General features: G+C 41.4%; 14 protein-coding genes and 1 pseudogene. 8 read left to right on the top strand and 7 right to left on the bottom strand.

Annotation, left to right across the window (positions count from 1 at the left end):
* Positions 1 to 180 precede the first annotated feature (180 nt).
* Positions 181 to 1,269 (top strand): aromatic ring-hydroxylating dioxygenase subunit alpha, encoded by a 1,089-nt coding sequence (locus tag V7L31_RS17800; RefSeq protein WP_334697462.1) that lies wholly within the window; start codon positions 181 to 183, stop codon positions 1,267 to 1,269.
* A gap of 398 nt (positions 1,270 to 1,667) precedes the next feature.
* Here the strand turns inward: V7L31_RS17800 and V7L31_RS17795 are convergent, their stop codons facing one another.
* From V7L31_RS17795 to V7L31_RS17780, 4 genes and pseudogenes are all read right to left on the bottom strand, one after another.
* Entirely contained in the window at positions 1,668 to 1,871 is a 204-nt protein-coding gene (locus V7L31_RS17795) for a hypothetical protein (RefSeq protein WP_334697461.1), read from the bottom strand.
* A gap of 148 nt (positions 1,872 to 2,019) precedes the next feature.
* Positions 2,020 to 3,192: pseudogene (locus V7L31_RS17790) on the bottom strand (IS630 family transposase).
* A 74-nt stretch (positions 3,193 to 3,266) separates the two neighbouring features.
* Positions 3,267 to 3,944 (bottom strand): hypothetical protein, encoded by a 678-nt coding sequence (locus V7L31_RS17785; RefSeq protein ID WP_334697460.1) that lies wholly within the window; start codon positions 3,942 to 3,944, stop codon positions 3,267 to 3,269.
* Between the two features lie 94 nt (positions 3,945 to 4,038).
* Entirely contained in the window at positions 4,039 to 6,033 is a 1,995-nt protein-coding gene (locus tag V7L31_RS17780) for a heavy metal translocating P-type ATPase (RefSeq protein ID WP_334697459.1), read from the bottom strand.
* Between the two features lie 248 nt (positions 6,034 to 6,281).
* On the opposite strand from V7L31_RS17780, the gene V7L31_RS17775 reads away from it, so the two are divergent.
* Positions 6,282 to 7,619: an Nramp family divalent metal transporter gene (locus V7L31_RS17775; protein ID WP_334697458.1), complete on the top strand. Its 1,338-nt coding sequence runs from the start codon at positions 6,282 to 6,284 to the stop codon at positions 7,617 to 7,619.
* A gap of 136 nt (positions 7,620 to 7,755) precedes the next feature.
* The gene (locus V7L31_RS17770; protein WP_334697457.1) at positions 7,756 to 7,965 is read left to right on the top strand and encodes a hypothetical protein; all 210 of its coding nucleotides are present in this window, start codon (positions 7,756 to 7,758) and stop codon (positions 7,963 to 7,965) included.
* A gap of 33 nt (positions 7,966 to 7,998) precedes the next feature.
* Here V7L31_RS17770 and V7L31_RS17765 read toward each other — a convergent pair whose 3' ends face one another.
* Complete coding sequence (locus V7L31_RS17765) at positions 7,999 to 9,027, bottom strand: DUF6745 domain-containing protein (protein WP_334697456.1); 1,029 nt, start codon at positions 9,025 to 9,027, stop codon at positions 7,999 to 8,001.
* A complete protein-coding gene (locus V7L31_RS17760) occupies positions 9,014 to 9,307 on the bottom strand; it encodes a hypothetical protein (RefSeq protein WP_334697455.1) in 294 nt (97 codons plus the stop codon). Before V7L31_RS17760 ends, V7L31_RS17765 begins: the two co-directional genes overlap by 14 nt.
* A 465-nt stretch (positions 9,308 to 9,772) precedes the next feature.
* Between V7L31_RS17760 and topA the strand changes: the two genes are divergently transcribed.
* The 4 genes from topA (at position 9,773) to V7L31_RS17740 (ending at position 14,423) form a co-directional block, all read left to right on the top strand.
* Complete coding sequence (topA, locus tag V7L31_RS17755; RefSeq protein ID WP_334697454.1) at positions 9,773 to 12,436, top strand: type I DNA topoisomerase; 2,664 nt, start codon at positions 9,773 to 9,775, stop codon at positions 12,434 to 12,436.
* A 386-nt stretch (positions 12,437 to 12,822) separates the two neighbouring features.
* Complete coding sequence (locus V7L31_RS17750) at positions 12,823 to 12,963, top strand: hypothetical protein (protein WP_179064338.1); 141 nt, start codon at positions 12,823 to 12,825, stop codon at positions 12,961 to 12,963.
* A 7-nt stretch (positions 12,964 to 12,970) separates the two neighbouring features.
* Entirely contained in the window at positions 12,971 to 13,429 is a 459-nt protein-coding gene (aroQ, locus tag V7L31_RS17745; RefSeq protein ID WP_334697453.1) for a type II 3-dehydroquinate dehydratase, read from the top strand.
* Between the two features lie 64 nt (positions 13,430 to 13,493).
* Entirely contained in the window at positions 13,494 to 14,423 is a 930-nt protein-coding gene (locus V7L31_RS17740; RefSeq protein WP_334697452.1) for an ADP-ribosylglycohydrolase family protein, read from the top strand.
* Between the two features lie 115 nt (positions 14,424 to 14,538).
* Here V7L31_RS17740 and V7L31_RS17735 read toward each other — a convergent pair whose 3' ends face one another.
* On the bottom strand, positions 14,539 to 14,733 hold the full coding sequence (locus tag V7L31_RS17735) for a hypothetical protein (protein ID WP_334697527.1): 195 nt from the start codon (positions 14,731 to 14,733) through the stop codon (positions 14,539 to 14,541).
* Between V7L31_RS17735 and V7L31_RS17730 the strand changes: the two genes are divergently transcribed.
* Entirely contained in the window at positions 14,664 to 17,357 is a 2,694-nt protein-coding gene (locus tag V7L31_RS17730; RefSeq protein WP_334697451.1) for an HD family phosphohydrolase, read from the top strand. The genes V7L31_RS17735 and V7L31_RS17730 overlap by 70 nt on opposite strands.
* The last annotated feature ends 3 nt before the right edge of the window (positions 17,358 to 17,360 follow it).

Here is a 17,360-nt window from a genome sequence, read left to right as displayed (position 1 = left end):
TTAGCTGATATTAAAATGGCATAATTTTGACATTTCTAATCATATTTTTTCAAGATTTTACCTGATAAATTTTATTCATTTATTGGGTAGCTGTTGCTCATGGTACTGAAAGTAACTGTTTTTTTAGAGTTCCTATGTTACTTCTAGATCAACTGCTTCACTTGAAGTGAAACCATAAAAATGAATCTCAACTCGCAGACTTCTAGCTCAATCCGTAAACCTAAAATTTTCAATAATCCAGAGCGTTTTATTGAGGGATGGTATTGGGTAATACCCTCTCAAAATCTGCGGGTGGGTGAAGTAAAACCTGTCACGATTTTGGGTAGAGAATTAGTAATTTATCGGGGTAAAGACAATAGATTAGTTACCTTTGATGCCTATTGTCCACACATGGGCGCTCACCTTGCTGAGGGTAAAGTTGAAGGTAATGCACTACGCTGTTTTTTCCACCACTGGAAGTTTGATGCTGAGGGGATGTGTATTAATATCCCATGTTTAGATACACCACCTTCTCTACAATTACAAACTTGGCCTACTGCTGAGAAGTACGGGATGATTTGGGTTTGGACTGGAGAAATACCACAACAACCCTTACCTTTTGTTCCAGAGTTGGAACAAAAAGAGTGTGATGTCGCCATCCATTCTCACTTTGTGATGAACTGTCATCCCAACGTGGTGATGATTAATGCCATTGATGCTCAACACCTCAATACAGTTCACAAACTGCCAGTAGAAATTATTTTTGAAAGACAGGAACTTAACGAAAATGCTATTATCTTCAGTAATACTACACCCATCAAAGACAATTCCTTTTTCATTAAGCTCATCCGTCTTTTCTACAAAAATGTCATAACTTACAGTATTTGCTATTGGTACGGTAGCATTGGTATTGTGACACTTGGCCCAGATTTCTTCCATGTCCACATGATGGTTGCAGTTCGCCTCCATCAAGGGGGAAAAACTGAAGGTCAAGTTCTGCTGATGACTAAAAAACGTAAAGGAATTTTTGGTTTGTTATACAATCGAGTTGTGCTATGGCTGACTAAGATTGTAGCCAAGTACTTTCTCATGGGTGACATTAAAATTCTCCAAACAATTCAGTTTGATTTGAAAACTCCCATCAAAGCAGATCACTCAATTATGCAGTTTATTAACCATGTTGAAAAACAGCAATCCCTAATGTGGGGGACTTGGAAAGAAGCGCGATCGCACAATATTGAAAGCAAGCCCAAGCGTGAGAGATGGCAAGATACAATGAGTAATGATTAACATCATGTTTAATTGACCAAATTAAACATACACGCTTTCATACCATTGTCAACAATCTTTGCAACAATGAATCGTTTGTAGGGGTGTACAGATGTATGCCCTTACTAATGTATGTTTAGCAGGTATTTTGTAAAATGATATAACAATAAAGTTTAAAGGCTCAATAAAGTTACTTTTGACTTTTAATTAATTTTTTACTGTGCTGCCAAATAAATAAAAAGAAGTGGCAAAGCCACTTCCTAATTCCCAGGTAGAACCTAAGTTATGAGTATAACGACTACAAAAACTTGAAATAGTATAAACCAACACCAATTGACTGAATATCTCTATTTTCCTTGTTTTCTGGGTGGTTAAATCTTAATTTATATGCGCCAAATAACTGTATATTTACATAAGTCTCATGATTGTAATGCAGACTCAAGTTTTTCCAGTTCATCGTTAAGAGATGCCAGTTTTGCCTCTTCATCAAGAAGTTGCTGTTCTAATTGAAACTTAACTGCCGTACCAGCCTCAATAGCTACAGCTTTCTTCATCTGCTTAAACTTCTCGCTGCGGATGTCAAATTCTGCCTGAAGTGCGTCTAGTTTTTGTTGCGATCGCACTGTAAAAATGCCATTATTTACACAGATTTAGGATATTGGTTACAAGGTAATTTTTATGAAAACCAATGAGCAACCAGCAAGAGCAAGACAATATTAATTTTTTAATTAAGTAGGTGGGCGTGGAAAAACAAATATATGTAAAGCAATGTTAAGAAGAAAGATGATTGTTGAATTTGAAGCGTTCTGTACCGTAATTATTTAGTTCTCCTCTAGCTTCTATCCCATTAATAACTGCATAAGCTAGGTCTAATTCATCATCAAACATCTGCCCAGAAATTTCATGTTTTTTGAGTTGTTGCCACTCTAGCTCAATTCTATTCATCTCGGAACAATATGCAGGTAGAAAGAAAATATATAACCCCATGTGTTCCCACTGAGTCCAATATTCTTGTGCATCAAGAGATTTATGTATGGAACCATTATCTTGAACTATGACTCTTATACGTCCAGTAGCCTTGATTTCTTGTTCTGCCTGGATAGCCTCATTTTCCATCATCTTGATATAAGATTCACTCTTTATGCTGCCAATAACTAAGCCATAAATAAAACTTACTAATGGTTGAAACAAGCCAAGAATACTCAATCTTCTGCCACGTCGTTTACTTTGTTCTAAGCGCTTTTGTTCTCCTACTGGGTAATATGTATAACCGGGCGTACACCACATACAAAAGCCTGATTCATCTAAATATTTCAGGTCTATCTCGCCAGCAGCAGCAGCTAGCTCGTTTCTTTTCAAGGTCTGCCTGTTTGAGCTTTCGTATTACAGGATCTTGCTTTTTTCTATGACTAATTCTGGCTCTTTTCCAGTTAATCCCCTTTTTTTGAGTACCCTTCTAATTCTGTCGGGACTCAACTTAATATTTCTTTCGTTCTCCAGCTTTTTTGCTAATTGCCGACTATTACAGCGCTTCCGGCTATTATGCAATACAGTTTTTCTCCTCGTCCTCTCCTATCAAAGCTTTTAGATTTGAGAATGTACCTCATAGCTGCTGTAAGTGCTGTATATGTGCGTGGCTCGGCTTTAAGGCATTCTTCTAAATAAACAATATCCTCTTCTTTCCACTTTGTTATTCCGACTCTACCCGGAGCATCCCATAGTCCTCCTAAACCTTTTTTTTCCCACTTATGAAGCGTTTCCCTTACTGTTTGGTCTGTCCAATTAAAATGGGCTGCTATTTTTTCGATATACCATCCATGAGAATTTAATCTGACTACTAAGGCTCGATATCAGTACTTTCTGCGACACCGTTGTTGCTGCCCTCAACTCAAATAAGGTTCGATCTTCTTCACGGGTCAGAAATACTCTTAGAGGTGCTCCCATATTTTATACCTGCTTTAATATTTTCTCCGTATTTACTTATTGTTACATATTTTGGTTTTTCCGCGCCCACCTACTTACTCACTTGAATTCAATACAACGATAATTTCTGCAAGCCTAATTCCCAAAGGTTTCCAGTGGGGATTGCTGGAGGAAAAAGTACCATCCCCTAATACAGCTTGGTAGTCATTGGGGAACTTTTCAGAAGCATTGGGAGCAGCATCTACTCGTAAAATGAGTTTGCCTTGATAGCGGGATAATTTGCTACTATCCAGCAAGATAGTACCGCCGTAATCCCACTCCAATCCATAGAGTTTAAAGTTACCTAATTTCTTGCGTAACTCACTTAACGGTGTTCCGACTCCAATACCTTCGCGGGTTTTCCAAGCTGAACCCAGGTTACGCACATCAAGAGGTTTGGTACGAGTATTATCACTCCAAACTACCAAGAGCGATCGCCCCTGATTTAGATTTACCTGAGTAGCTGCAAAACTACCTATTCCTTCAGCACCAGAGATAGTTTTATCAACGAGGTGGGATGCCCCAAAAAGCTTGACTAAATCTCGCTTGGTGGTTTTGCGTGTTATCGGCCCCACTCTTTCCCCAGGAACAATCAAGGTGTCTGTTAATGGTTGCGATTTACCAACAGTAACTGGATGATTGATTTTCTGGGGTAGTGCAAAGGCTGGGTTTGCTGAATAGTTTAGCAATAAAGCTAAAGTAGCTGTAGCAATACCTTTAATTGATGAATTCATGGGTTCTATTTTGGTTAGTAGAATATGAGTGAGAAGTACTCATAATTTAATTACTACAAATTACCAATTAAAGATTCCCGATTTCCCAATAACTTTATTTCATCGCTCTAGTTGCGTTTAAAATCGCAAGCATTGCTACTCCGACATCAGCAAAGACAGCTTCCCACATTGTCGCTATACCAAAAATACCCAATCCAATAAATACAGCTTTAATTGCTAAAGCAAAGCCAATATTTTGCCAAACAATTTGCCTTGTTTTTCTGGCGATTTGGATTGCTTCTGCCACTTTTAACGGTGCATCTGTCATGATTACAATATCAGCAGTTTCGATCGCGGCATCTGAGCCTAACCCACCCATTGCCATACCAACATCTGCTCTAGCAATAACTGGTGCATCATTAATACCATCGCCAACAAAGGCAACTTTACCATGCTTGCCAGCGGTGCTGAGTAATTTCTCAATGGCATTAACTTTTTCTTCTGGTAATAACTCTGCTTGATATGTATCTATTCCAAGCTGTTCAGCAATCCGAGAAGCGATCGCTTCATTATCTCCTGTCAACATTACTGTTCTCTCTACACCCATTCGCTTGAGTGCTTGAATAGCAAGTCTTGCATCTTCTTTGAGTTCATCAGCAATGACAATATATCCAGCGTAAATATCATCCACTGCTAGATGGATCACTGTTCCCTCTAACTGGCAATTATCGTGAACAATCTTCTCTCTGTGGAGTAGGCGATCGCTTCCCGCAATCACTACCCTATTTTCAACCTTGGCTCTAATTCCATAACCTGCAATCTCTTCATAATCTCTCACCTCAAATTCATCAATTTTTTCACCATAGGCTTTGCGGATAGATTGAGCGATGGGATGATTTGAGTGCGATTCTACTTTGGCAGCTAATTGCAGTAATTCTTGTTCATTCCAGCCATTTAATGGTACTATTTTGGCTACTTTGAATACCCCTTTAGTTAACGTTCCAGTTTTATCAAAAACAACTGTATTGACTGCATTTAAAGTATCTAAAAAAGTAGAACCTTTAACCAAAATACCACGTCTAGCCGCACCTCCCACACCTCCAAAGTAACCTAATGGAATACTGATAACGAGTCCACACGGACAGGAAATGACTAGTAAAATTAGGGCACGATAAACCCATTCGGAAGAAATTGCACCCGGAATAAATAAAGGAGGTAATATTGCAACTGCTAGAGATGTAAAAACTACTATTGGTGTATAGTATCTAGCAAATTTAGTAATAAACTTTTCTGTTTCTGCTTTTTTACTTTTGGCATTTTGCACCAAGTCTAAAATCTTGGCAATGGAAGATTCATCAAAGAGTTTTGTGACTTTAATACTGAGAACACCTATTTTATTGATCGTCCCAGCCAAAACTGTTTCACCTAAACTAACCGTTCGCGGTACAGATTCTCCAGTTAATGCGGATGTATCAACTTGCGAATTACCATCGATAATTTCGCCATCTAAGGGAATCTTTTCTCCAGGTTTAACAACGATGATATCTCCAATCTTTACTGTTTCTGGCGATACTTTTTTGAGTTCTCCCCCTATTTGGATGTTGGCATAATCTGGGCGGACTTCCAATAATGATTTGATCGAATTACGGGAACGACTGACGGCAATATCTTGGAATAATTCTCCAATTTTATAAAATAACATTACTCCGACAGCTTCGGGTAATTTATGAATTGCGATCGCACCTAATGTTGCTACTGTCATCAAAAAGGTTTCATCAAATACTCTGCCTCTGAGGATATTACGCCCAGCAGTTTTTAACACACTCCATCCACTTAATAAATAGGCAGGGATAAAAAGCAGATATTCACCTATTGAATAAAACGTATTGTGTAATTGAGTTTCAAAAATTATACCAGTCCCATATAAACTTAAAATCACAACTAAAGGCAATACCTCATTTTTCAGATTGAATTCTCCACCGTGGTTGTGATTGTGGTCATGGTTATGATTCTCATCATGATTGTGATTATGAACATGGTTATGATTCTCGTGATGGTCATGTTCACAACTGCAACAATCTGAAGATTCTGAATGTACTTTCTGCTTCATTTTTTCTATGGAGGCTAGCAACTTATTGGATATATTAGCCTTTATTCAAATGTAATTAAAAAAAGAAGTTTTTACAAGTTGATAATTTAAGAACGAGAATCTATATCAATACAATATTTAGGTTGATTGTTAAATCTTTCTACTAAGATTTAGTGGATATTAAAATTTATAGTCTGGCGGCGGTAGTTATTCTTGTCAGTGTTTCCTATAATTATGAGACAATTATGAAAATTTGAGAGCGTAAACAAATGCCCTTGCCAGAAAAACCAGCCAGGAAGCCCAGCCTACCTGAAGTTCATCGCAGCATTAAAATTCCTAACACCAAAAGCTTCTGGCGCAAGATGTTGGCTTATGGAGGGCCAGGATATTTGGTATCTGTAGGGTATATGGACCCTGGTAACTGGGCAACTGACTTAGCAGGCGGGGCTAAATTTGGTTATACGTTGCTAACGGTGATTATGCTTTCCAACTTGATGGCGATTTTAATGCAATCTCTGTGTGTGCGGTTGGGAGTAGCAACGGGGCGAGATTTAGCGCAGGCTTGTCGAGATAATTTCAGCCCCCGTGTTAATTTCGGGTTATGGGTACTTTGTGAAATAGCGATCGCAGCCTGTGACTTAGCGGAAGTTTTGGGAAGTGCGATCGCGCTGCAACTGCTTTTTGGCATTCCCTTGGGTTGGGGTGTGTGTATCACAGCACTAGATGTAATTGTATTATTACTGCTACAAAACAAAGGCTTTCGCTATACAGAAGCTTTGGTAATCTTGTTCGTAGCAACTGTAGGCGTTTGTTTCACAGCAGAAATCATTTTTTCGCGTCCTGATTTGGGCGGAGTTTTATTAGGATTTGTTCCCAAAATAGAAATTGTACAAAATCCAGAAATGCTCTACATTGCTATTGGCATTTTGGGGGCAACAGTGATGCCACACAACTTGTATCTGCACTCATCAATCGTGCAGACGCGAGATTGGGAATCAACATCCGAAAAGAAATGGGAAGCGATTAAGTTTGGTACAATCGATTCTACAGTTGCTTTATGTTTCGCCTTATTTATCAACTCAGCAATTTTGATTATTGCTGCGGCAACTTTTCATTTTTCTGGTTATCAGGATGTTGCAGAAATTCAAGATGCTTATAAATTGCTCTCTCCCTTACTGGGTGTAAATGCCGCCAGCGCAATTTTTGGTTTGGCATTACTTGCTTCTGGACAAAGTTCAACCCTGACTGCCACCTTAGCAGGGCAAATCGTCATGGAAGGATTTTTAAATCTGCGTCTAAAACCTTGGCTACGTAGATTATTAACTAGATTAATTGCCATTATCCCAGCATTAATTTCAATTATTCTTTTGGGAGAAAAAAGTACAGGTGGCTTACTGATTTTCAGTCAAGTGATCTTAAGTTTACAGCTATCGTTTGCGGTAGTGCCTTTGGTGATGTTTACAAGTAATCGTCACTTAATGGGTGAATTTGTCAATCCTTGGTGGCTGAAAATTTTATCGTGGTTAGTAGCGATTGTGATTGGTAGTTTAAATGCTTGGCTATTATTGCAAACTATTTCAATCTGGCTATTTACAAGTACTAGCTAGAATATTTATAGCGGTTCGCAGCGCTAGGATGTACACAAGCTCATTTTCAGTACAACAATTATGGTGAAAACACCCTCCCAGCCTTTGACAATTCCTCGTCAAAGAATATATTGTTTGGCAAGTTTTAGACCAAAAATTGACTTGGTTTTCTCTGGAACAGGGTGAATATTTGGAATTAGTACCTGATAATGAAGGCGTTTTGCAAAGTCGGGTATTTCCAGGGTTGTGGTTAGCGGCGACGGAGTTATTAGCAGGTAATATGCAAAGTGTTTTGAAGGTTTTGCAAGCAGGTTTGCAATCTGCTGAACATGGAGATTTTATCAAGAAATTGGGTAGCGATCGTTGAACAATTTCTAAATGGGGAAAGTATCTTAAGCAATTATGTTTGCACACCAAATTCTTCTGGATCTACGCCCCAATTTACCCAGCGAATTGCCTCACGCGCTGAGTTCATATTCGGCGGAACTCGCAAGGCGTGAATAAAGCCTGTACTAGGACAAGCCATTTTTAATAAATAAATCGGCTCGATATCCACATTGTTATCAATTCCTAATAGTGTATATTCTTGCCATTTGTCTAATTCAATAGCTTGTAGTTCTTGGCAGATTCTAGCGTAACCGATACCCTGAATTAGTACTCGCCGTAGTTCGGCATTTTCTTCTGTTAAAAGCCAAGTAGCTTGCCATTGCTGAGGGTGGATTTTACCGTACTTTTCAGGCAAGGTTACGCCGTGATAGGAGTAGAGGCTATATCCATCGGTAAATTCAATGGCGGGTTCACCTTCAGCATGGAGGCGGTTTTGGTTGTCGAAGCGCAGGTGAAGGGGGCGATCGCATATAAGACAAATATTTTCATAAAATAAAATCCAGCCACAATACTTCGCTAAAGACTGCAAAACTTGCCAACTGATTTGATTGTAAGAACAATTTAAGACCGACACATAAAAATCTATCCAACAACAACTACTGGCTAACCATTGTGATTTTAACCAAGGGCTATGAAGATTTTTTTTGAATTGAGTTTTAATTTTTAATTCGTCTATTGATACATAATCTTGCGTAATAAAATTTACTCGTAAGATAGGCAACTTGTTTAGGAGTTCCGTGTTGAGTTGATATAAAACTTCGTTATTTTTATTGGTCAAACGTGGGAAAATAGAGTTAAGTAAATCTTTGTTTATATCTAATTCCAATTGTTTCTGAATCAAAATTTGTAAGCCAGCATAAGAACTATCACAAAAAATAATCTCAGGCTCTTTCTTGCTAATTGCTGCATAAGCAACCCTCACAGCTTCAGCCGCTTTTCCTTTATCAATTCTTTCAGTTGAAAGCGCGATCGCTCTCCACTTCTCTCGATAAACTGGAATTAAAGCCTCTTGCTCAGGCGTTAACTTTTCAATCAGCGACATAACGCCAACCTTCAGGCTCGTATTCTCGCTGAATTTTCACTATCCAGTCACCTTGGGGAATAGAAATAGCTTTATGCTCCTCATGAGCTAGCAATGCCGAATCTGAAAAAACACGTAAGTAAAGTGTGCTATCTTTTTCCAATAATTCCGCCTCGCCTTCAGTAATCCGATGCTTATGACCTGTAACTTCGCCTTCTGCCAAAGTTAAATGAGGTATTTTTTGTCCTTCAACCTGCTGCACAGGTAGTAAGATAACATCACCCTGACGAATTGGTTGCATAGTTCTGCTTTCCTGACATGGGTACAAATCCCACTTCGCTTTTGCTCTCAAGTTTGATTTAATTTTGGCACAAGCTCTATTAAATGGGAATTGGGCGTTAGTAGTGCTGAGTTAGGAGTTAAGAGTAGAGACGCGAAAAATCTTTGTCTGTACAAGAGTTAGGAGTTTTGTTTATCTCCTTGTCCCCAGTCCCCAGTCCCCAATCCCCAAATTTGAAAACTGTAGTCGCCAATTATGCGTTAGATAAGTTAAAGATTAAAATAGCTGGAAATTCAGACCCAGCGTACCCTCATTTATCCTCTGGGATAGACTGGGCACTAAGTTCAGCGAATTTTCTCCCAAGCAGGCAGTTTATGTGAGGATTAAATCACCGCCCTAAGCGTGACCATTTATCTTGACAATTTGCAAAAGTTACCTCAATTTGACTGTTTGGCTTAGTAGCTCTTCTTTGTTATTGAAATTTCCATGTCAACTCTCGTCATCGTCGAATCTCCAACCAAAGCTCGTACCATTCGCAACTACCTGCCAGCAGGCTATCGGGTGGAGGCGTCTATGGGTCATGTGCGTGACCTACCCCAATCGGCTAGTGAAATTCCCGCTGCCGTCAAGGGGGAATCATGGGCGCAGCTAGGGGTAAATGTGGACGCCGACTTTGAACCGGTATATGTTGTCCCGAAAGACAAAAAGAAAATTGTTACCCAGCTAAAAGATGCCCTCAAGGACGTAGATGAACTGATTCTGGCAACGGACGAAGACCGGGAAGGTGAAAGCATTAGTTGGCATTTATACCAACTGCTGAAGCCGAAGGTTCCCACGAAGCGGATGGTGTTTCACGAAATTACCCAAGAGGCGATCAAAAAAGCTCTGAAAAACTGCCGCAATATTGATGAGCAGTTGGTTCGCGCCCAAGAAACCCGGCGGATTTTAGATCGACTTGTCGGCTATACTCTGTCTCCCTTGTTATGGAAAAAAATCGCCTGGGGATTATCTGCTGGGCGAGTGCAATCTGTAGCTGTAAGACTTTTAGTCACTAGGGAACGCCAACGCCGCGCTTTCCATGAGGGTACATACTGGGATTTGAAAGCCAGTTTATCAAAGGAAAAAACCCCCTTTGCTGCCCAGTTGGTAACACTGGCAGGAACCAAAATCGCTAATGGTAGCGATTTTGACGCAACGACTGGAGAAATTACCGCAGGTCGCAATGTCTTGTTGCTCAACGAAGAACAAGCGGTAGCCCTCAAGGAACGTCTAACTGGGAAAACCTGGAATGTTAACGACATCGAAGAACGCCCAGTGACGCGCAAACCGTCGCCACCGTTCACAACTTCGACGTTGCAACAAGAATCTAACCGGAAACTGCGCCTCTCAGCCCGTGACACGATGCGAGTTGCCCAGAATTTGTACGAGCAAGGGTATATTACCTATATGCGGACAGATTCGGTGCATTTGTCAGATCAAGCGATCGCAGCTGCTCGGAGTAGCGTAGAAAAGCTCTACGGTCAACAATACCTTAGTTCCCAACCCCGGCAATACACCACCAAATCCAAAGGCGCACAAGAGGCACACGAAGCAATTCGTCCAGCCGGTAGTACCTTTCGCACCCCCCAAGAAACTGCTTTGGGTGGTCGAGAACTTGCTATTTACGATTTGATTTGGAAGCGGACTGTTGCCTGTCAAATGGCTGATTCTCGCCAAACTCAAATTACCGTGCAATTGCAAGTTGAGGATGCTGGATTCCGTTCTTCTGGCAAACGGATTGAATTTCCAGGATACTTACGCGCCTACGTCGAAGGTTCAGACGACCCAGAAGCAGCACTGGAAGACCAGGAAGTAATTTTGCCGAATCTGAAAGTGGGGGATCATCCGAATTGTACAGAGCTAGAAGCCGTTGGACACGAAACTCAACCGCCAGCTAGATACACCGAAGCTTCTTTGGTGAAAACATTAGAAAGCGAAGGTATCGGTCGTCCCAGTACTTACGCCAGCATCATTGGCACCATCATCGATAAGGGTTATGCCCATTTGGTGACTAACGCCCTCATTCCCACCTTCACCGCTTTCGCCGTCACCGACTTGCTGGAAAAACATTTTCCAGACATCGTTGATCCTAGTTTTACCTCGAAGATGGAGCAAACCCTTGATGACATTGCCACAGGTGAAGCGAAATGGCTGCCCTACTTGCAGCAATTCTATCTAGGAGAGAAAGGGCTGGAAACCCTAGTTAGAGAAAGGGAAAGTCAAATTGATGCCACCAAAGCTAGGACTGTAGAACTAGAGAATCTAGATGCCAAAGTCCGCATTGGAAAATATGGCCCCTACATCGAAGTCGTAAACGGTGAGGGGGTGATCACCGCCTCAATTCCCAAAGACTTGACACCAGCTGACCTCGACCCCAAACAGGTAGAAGTACTGCTGCGGCAAAAAATCACTGGCCCTGACCAGGTAGGTCGGCATCCCGAAACTGGCGAACCGATTTATGTGAAAATTGGTGCTTACGGGCCCTACGTCCAATTAGGTGATAAAACCGACGAAAACCCCAAACCGAAACAAGCCTCCTTACTTAAAGGTGTCACCCCAGAAACCGTTACCCTGGAAATGGCTGTTGGTCTGTTGGCACTACCCCGAACATTGGGAGTTCATCCTGTAACTGGTGGCAAAATCCAAGCAAGTTTGGGACGCTTTGGCCCTTATGTGGTTCATGACCAAGGTAAAGAAGGGAAAGACTATCGCTCCCTAAAAGCTGCTGATAATGTATTGGCAATTAGCCTAGAACGTGCATTGGAATTGTTATCCGAACCCAAAAAGGGACGCAGTTCCACCAACAGCAAGTCCAAGGCAGCCTTACGCGAATTGGGTACGCATCCAGAGGACGGGGAAACAATCAATATCTATGATGGCCCCTATGGCCCTTACATCAAGCATGGCAAAACTAATGTAAGTATCCCAGAAGGTCAAACGGTAGAAGATATAACTTTGACGGCGGCGTTGAATTTGCTGGCAGCTAAGGCATCGACTGGGAAATCGACTCGCAAAACGAGTAAATCAACGAATTCCAAATCTAAGTCAACTACTAAGTCAACTGCTAAGTCATCAACGACGGCGGCGAAGAAAAAGACCACCGAAGGCTAGTTGTAAGTCAGCTAATTTGGGATTTTAGATTGACGATCGCAGTAGGAGCGTCTTTTAGATTTTAGATTTATTTCGCCTGCAAGGGGCGGGCATAAACCCCAAAATTCTTTTAATCTAAAATCTAAAATTCGTAGTCAAGAGTCTCAAGTCCGATCCTGAACTCTTGACCCTTGATATCCATCCTTGATAGGATACAGTTCGATAGGTTGCAAGTGTGATAATCTAAAAGGTAAGGGAATAACACAACGCCAAATTTTAGAAGTGGCTTATGTCCCAAATGCGGGATTGTGTATCAGCCCGATTGGAAGCCAGAGGTGCGAAAATATGCTATTTTCTGCGTACCTGTTAATCAAAAATTGAGGTAGTATCTCAGGAGCGGTCTGTTCATGGACTATATAGAAAAGGTGCTGGAAAAGCTTAAGGAATTAGCTCGCAGGCTAATTGAGAGCCTGTTAGGGCCAGAGGCGGAACCGGAACCGGAACTGATTCCGATTCCTGTGAACGATCGCTCACGGCGTCGCTACTAACCCGAAAGTGCTGAACTCGACGCAACCCTTAAGCATTCTAGTACTGCATGGGCCAAACTTAAATTTGCTAGGACAACGAGAACCAGGAATTTATGGTTCTTTGACGCTAGCTGAAATTAACCGCCTGTTAGAAGAAGAAGCATTCAAGTTACAGGCGAAAGTTTTTTCTGTGCAGTCAAATCATGAAGGGACTTTAGTAGATACTATTCATGGCGCATTAGGAGAATATCAGGGAATCCTGATTAATGCAGGCGCATATACTCACACAAGTGTCGCCTTGCGAGATGCGATCGCTGCTGTTAACTTACCCACAGTAGAAGTGCATCTGAGTAACATTTACCGCCGGGAAGATTTTCGCCATCATTCGTACATCGCCCCAGTTGCGATCGGACAAATAAGTGGTTTTGGCGTTCAAAGTTACTTGTTGGGCTTACAAGCATTAGTCAATCATTTACAGAAAGGATGAAAGGTGAATCAGTTATAGATTTTAGACTTTAGATGAAGTTCTAAAATCTAAAATCCAAAATCGTATGCGTTATTCTCCTATTAGTCGGTTTAAAGGTACTTTACTCGGAGCGTTTCTAGGGGAAAGTTTAACTTGTGGTGGAATCGAATTTCATAGTTGCCTAGATTTGGGCAAAATGGCGGTTTTGGGTACTCAGAGTTTGATTGCATTAGGTAGATTAGATTTAGATGATTGGATAAGGCGTCAGCAAGAAGAATCGGTTGATTTAGCTGCAACTGATGATATATCGGTAAAAATAATTATTGCCACACTACCAGTAGCACTCTTTTTTCACGAAAATCCAATTAAGCTTAGGCAAAACTTGCTACGTGTGCTAAATATCTGGGAAGATGACCCAGTAGTAAGAGATGGAACACTCGCAGTTGCTTATGCGATCGCTCTTGCCCTAACCGAAAAACTCGACCCCCTAACCCTGATTCCACAAACAATTGCTTTTATCGGAGAAACACCGACATCAATACCAAAAAAATTATTAAGAGTCCAGAATTTATTAGAACAAGGGGTTGGATTGTCAAGGGTGCAAGCTGAGTTTGCCAAGGAAGAAAAACTCAGTAACACTATTGCAATGGCATTTTACTGCTTTTTGAGTACCTTGGAAGACTTTCGCCTTGCAGTTTTGCAGGCAACTTATAATGATAATTCTCAAGTGCAAGACACTACGCCTCTAAGCTCAAAAGCTACAGGTGCAATTACTGGTGCTTTATCAGGCGCATATAACGGTATCGGTGGAATTCCTGTAAATTGGCAAGTTTTACTCTTGCAGAGTAATTCTCCAGTATGGGGATTAACTAGTTTTTCCCAAATGTTAGAATTGACTGATGCCTTTGTGGCGATGTGGTCGGGAGTGTATGATCTTACCTTAAATCCAGAGGAGGGATGTGAGGTGGCTCTGCTTTGTGTTTACGCAGCTCCTCGCGTTATTCGGCTGCGATAATCTCAATTAATCAGATAAGGGGTTAAATCCCTTCTTACAAGTAAGCAAACTGATGCCACAGTGTATTAGTCTCATATACTAGAATTTTTCAGCAAACCTCGGACTGATTCTGTAGCTAGCTATTGTGGCAAATCCGCAGTAAAAAAGCCCCACCACCGTAGTTGCAGTAGCCACAGAGTAAACTTTCCTGATGATTGTCTTTTTTTGAGCCATCAAAGTCGGCAATTGCAGGCAGAGATAATGAAAATGCAGCAATTTTTGCAGTTCTTGAACCAGCAATTGACTCACTGGCGGCGACAGTATACAACACTACGCCGTAAGGGAAAGTTAATGAGAAGTCCCAAAGGTAAAACCCATAGAAGGGAACTTCTCAGGACTATGCTCAAGAATATATTCCTGTTTTTATCAAAAACCAATGATAAAAGCGAGCGTCGGAAACAAGAACGAGCGCTAAAACCAAAGGCAAAATCGGTCAAAACTCAGAGCAGTATTTATGCAGTCGGTTTAGATTGGGCATATCAACAGCGTTACTCGGTAATTTTAGCGATCGCGATCGTATCTCTAACAGGCGTTATTGGAAATAAATTATACAATCAGACGCAACTCCAAGTTGGAAATTCCGCGCCCCAGACAATTACGGCCCCTTACACAGCTAGTATCGAAAATCAGAAAAAAACAGAAGCCAAGCGCAAAGCTGTTAGTAAAAGCTCCTTACAGGTGTTGATGCTTGATGCGCGAATGAATGAAGAAATCAATAAAAATTTGCAACAACTCCTAGATGATGGCAACGAAATTCGCGCCGTTGCTGGAGCTTTTCCTTTTTTTGATTCTGTCGTTTTATCCATTTCTACCCAGCGTTATCTCCGCTCTTGTTCTGAATCGGAATGGCAAGCACTGCTATTGACTGTCGAAAATACTAAAAATCAGCAGAAGAAACCAAAAGGACAAACTACCGCTTCATCCAATCAAGAACGCCGGGCGCGCACAACACCCAAATCTGATTCACAGAGTCAAAAAAAGACAGAGCCATCTGATTTTTCTCAAAATACTGACTTTACTCAAGCTGTAGCAGAACTAGAATCTTACCGCCTCACAACTTCTGAGAAAAACTTATCTTTACTGATTGCCCTAATTTCCCAAGCACGCCAAAGATACACCCAAGCCACTGCTAAACTTTTACAGTTAGAGACTGTTAACCCAGAAGCAGTATACGAAGAATCCCTGCTTTTAGATTTGTTAGATGTGGAGTGGGAAAAAACCCAAACGGGAATTCATCAAATTACAGAGCGGATTCTTGCCCAAGGCATCCCACAAGGACTGCCAAAAAATATCTTACAAGATGCGGTGAGTTTACAATTGCAGACCTTTGTACCAGAAAACGCTGAAACTTTGGCAAAGAACGTGTTGTTAGCTGTACTCAAGCCGAATCTGCAAAATGATGAAGAACAAACAAGAGAAAACGCTCAAAAGGCTGCTGCTGGTGTGCCCCCTGTGATGGAGAAGGTACGCTCTGGTGAGGTGATTGTCAAAAAAGGAGCGCAGATTACTGCATGGGACTTTGAGGTGCTGGAGCATTATCACCTGATTCGTCGGGAGATAAAATGGCAGGAATTGCTGAAATTAGGAAGCGTGATTGCGATCGCCATTAGCATTTTTGTCTGGGTAGAACGGCATATCGATTACGAATTGCGACAACGTGATCGCTTGTTAGTGTTACTGCTAACTCTGAGTGTACCAGGAGCGATCGCCATCGGATTGCCTTACACTACTTGGAGTGCCCTTGGTTTGTTGTTGGGAAGCTTCTACGGCTCTACTTTGGCGCTGACAGTTGTCGGACTGTTGTTGCCAATCTTAGGTATTAGCTTGGAGATGAGCAAGGCTGCCCTTTTAGCTGGTTTTGGGGGAGGATTATTAGGTAGTTATATCGCCCAACGATTGCGATCGCGTGAAGAATTAGCTTTATTAGGTGTGGCGATCGCTTTAACTCAAGGCGGTATTTATCTGGTTGTTAAAATCTTAATTGGTCAAGCATTTGGTTCAACCTGGTATATCGTCCTCCAAGAAGCCGGATTGTTTGCTTTATCCGGCTTAGGCTGGAGTATTGTCGCCTTGGGCTTGAGTCCTTATCTAGAAAAAGTTTTTGATTTAGTTACGCCAATCCGTCTAGCAGAGTTAGCGAACCCTAACCGCCCTTTATTAAAACGACTTGCTACTGAAACTCCGGGAACTTTTCAACATACCCTGCTTGTGGCTACCCTTGCCGAAGCTGCTGCCAAAGAACTAGGATGCAATGTTGAACTAGTTAGGGCTGGGACACTATATCATGATATTGGAAAAATGCACGACCCCCTTGGCTTTATTGAAAATCAAATGGGGGGGCCGAATAAACATGATACTGAGATTAAAGACCCTTGGAAGAGTGCAGAAATTATTAAAAAACACGTAACTGAAGGCTTGGTGATGGCGCGTAAACACCTTTTACCGACAGCGATTCAAGCTTTTATTCCAGAGCATCAGGGAACGATACTGATTGCCTATTTTCATCACCAAGCCCAGCAAATGGCTCAGGAAGATCCGAGTTTAATAGTAGACGACGCAGATTTCCGCTATGATGGGCCGATTCCGCAATCACGGGAAACAGGAATTGTTATGTTAGCAGATTCTTGTGAAGCCGCGCTGCGATCGCTGCAAGTATCGGCTAAATCTCCAGAAAAGAAGCCATCGCTTAAAGATGTCTCCACTGAACAAGCTTTAACAATGTTAAATAACATCCTGCGTGCCAAATGGCAAGACAATCAACTCGTAGATTCGGGACTAACACGGGAAGAAATGTCACAAATTGCTGAAATATTTGTGGAAGTTTGGCAGCAATTTCATCACAAACGCATTGCTTATCCCAAGTTTAAGGCTAGTGGTGCTGCGCTTAATTCGTAATGC

The sequence above is a fragment of the Nostoc sp. genome, assembly GCF_036916655.1.
Taxonomy (GTDB): domain Bacteria; phylum Cyanobacteriota; class Cyanobacteriia; order Cyanobacteriales; family Nostocaceae; genus Nostoc.
Note: the sequence above shows the minus strand (reverse complement) of the source record. Positions and strands in the feature narration are given on the sequence as shown.

What these genes read in the sequence shown, in the direction of transcription:
- V7L31_RS17730 (WP_334697451.1), top strand. Translation starts at nt 14,664, where the DNA reads ATGAAAATGCAGCAATTTTTGCAGTTCTTGAACCAGCAATTGACTCAC.
- V7L31_RS17750 (WP_179064338.1), top strand. Translation starts at nt 12,823, where the DNA reads ATGGACTATATAGAAAAGGTGCTGGAAAAGCTTAAGGAATTAGCTCGC.
- V7L31_RS17760 (WP_334697455.1), bottom strand. Translation starts at nt 9,307, where the DNA reads ATGCAACCAATTCGTCAGGGTGATGTTATCTTACTACCTGTGCAGCAG.
- V7L31_RS17800 (WP_334697462.1), top strand. Translation starts at nt 181, where the DNA reads ATGAATCTCAACTCGCAGACTTCTAGCTCAATCCGTAAACCTAAAATT.
- V7L31_RS17780 (WP_334697459.1), bottom strand. Translation starts at nt 6,033, where the DNA reads ATGAAGCAGAAAGTACATTCAGAATCTTCAGATTGTTGCAGTTGTGAA.
- V7L31_RS17740 (WP_334697452.1), top strand. Translation starts at nt 13,494, where the DNA reads ATGCGTTATTCTCCTATTAGTCGGTTTAAAGGTACTTTACTCGGAGCG.
- V7L31_RS17785 (WP_334697460.1), bottom strand. Translation starts at nt 3,944, where the DNA reads ATGAATTCATCAATTAAAGGTATTGCTACAGCTACTTTAGCTTTATTG.
- V7L31_RS17765 (WP_334697456.1), bottom strand. Translation starts at nt 9,027, where the DNA reads ATGTCGCTGATTGAAAAGTTAACGCCTGAGCAAGAGGCTTTAATTCCA.
- V7L31_RS17775 (WP_334697458.1), top strand. Translation starts at nt 6,282, where the DNA reads ATGCCCTTGCCAGAAAAACCAGCCAGGAAGCCCAGCCTACCTGAAGTT.
- topA (WP_334697454.1), top strand. Translation starts at nt 9,773, where the DNA reads ATGTCAACTCTCGTCATCGTCGAATCTCCAACCAAAGCTCGTACCATT.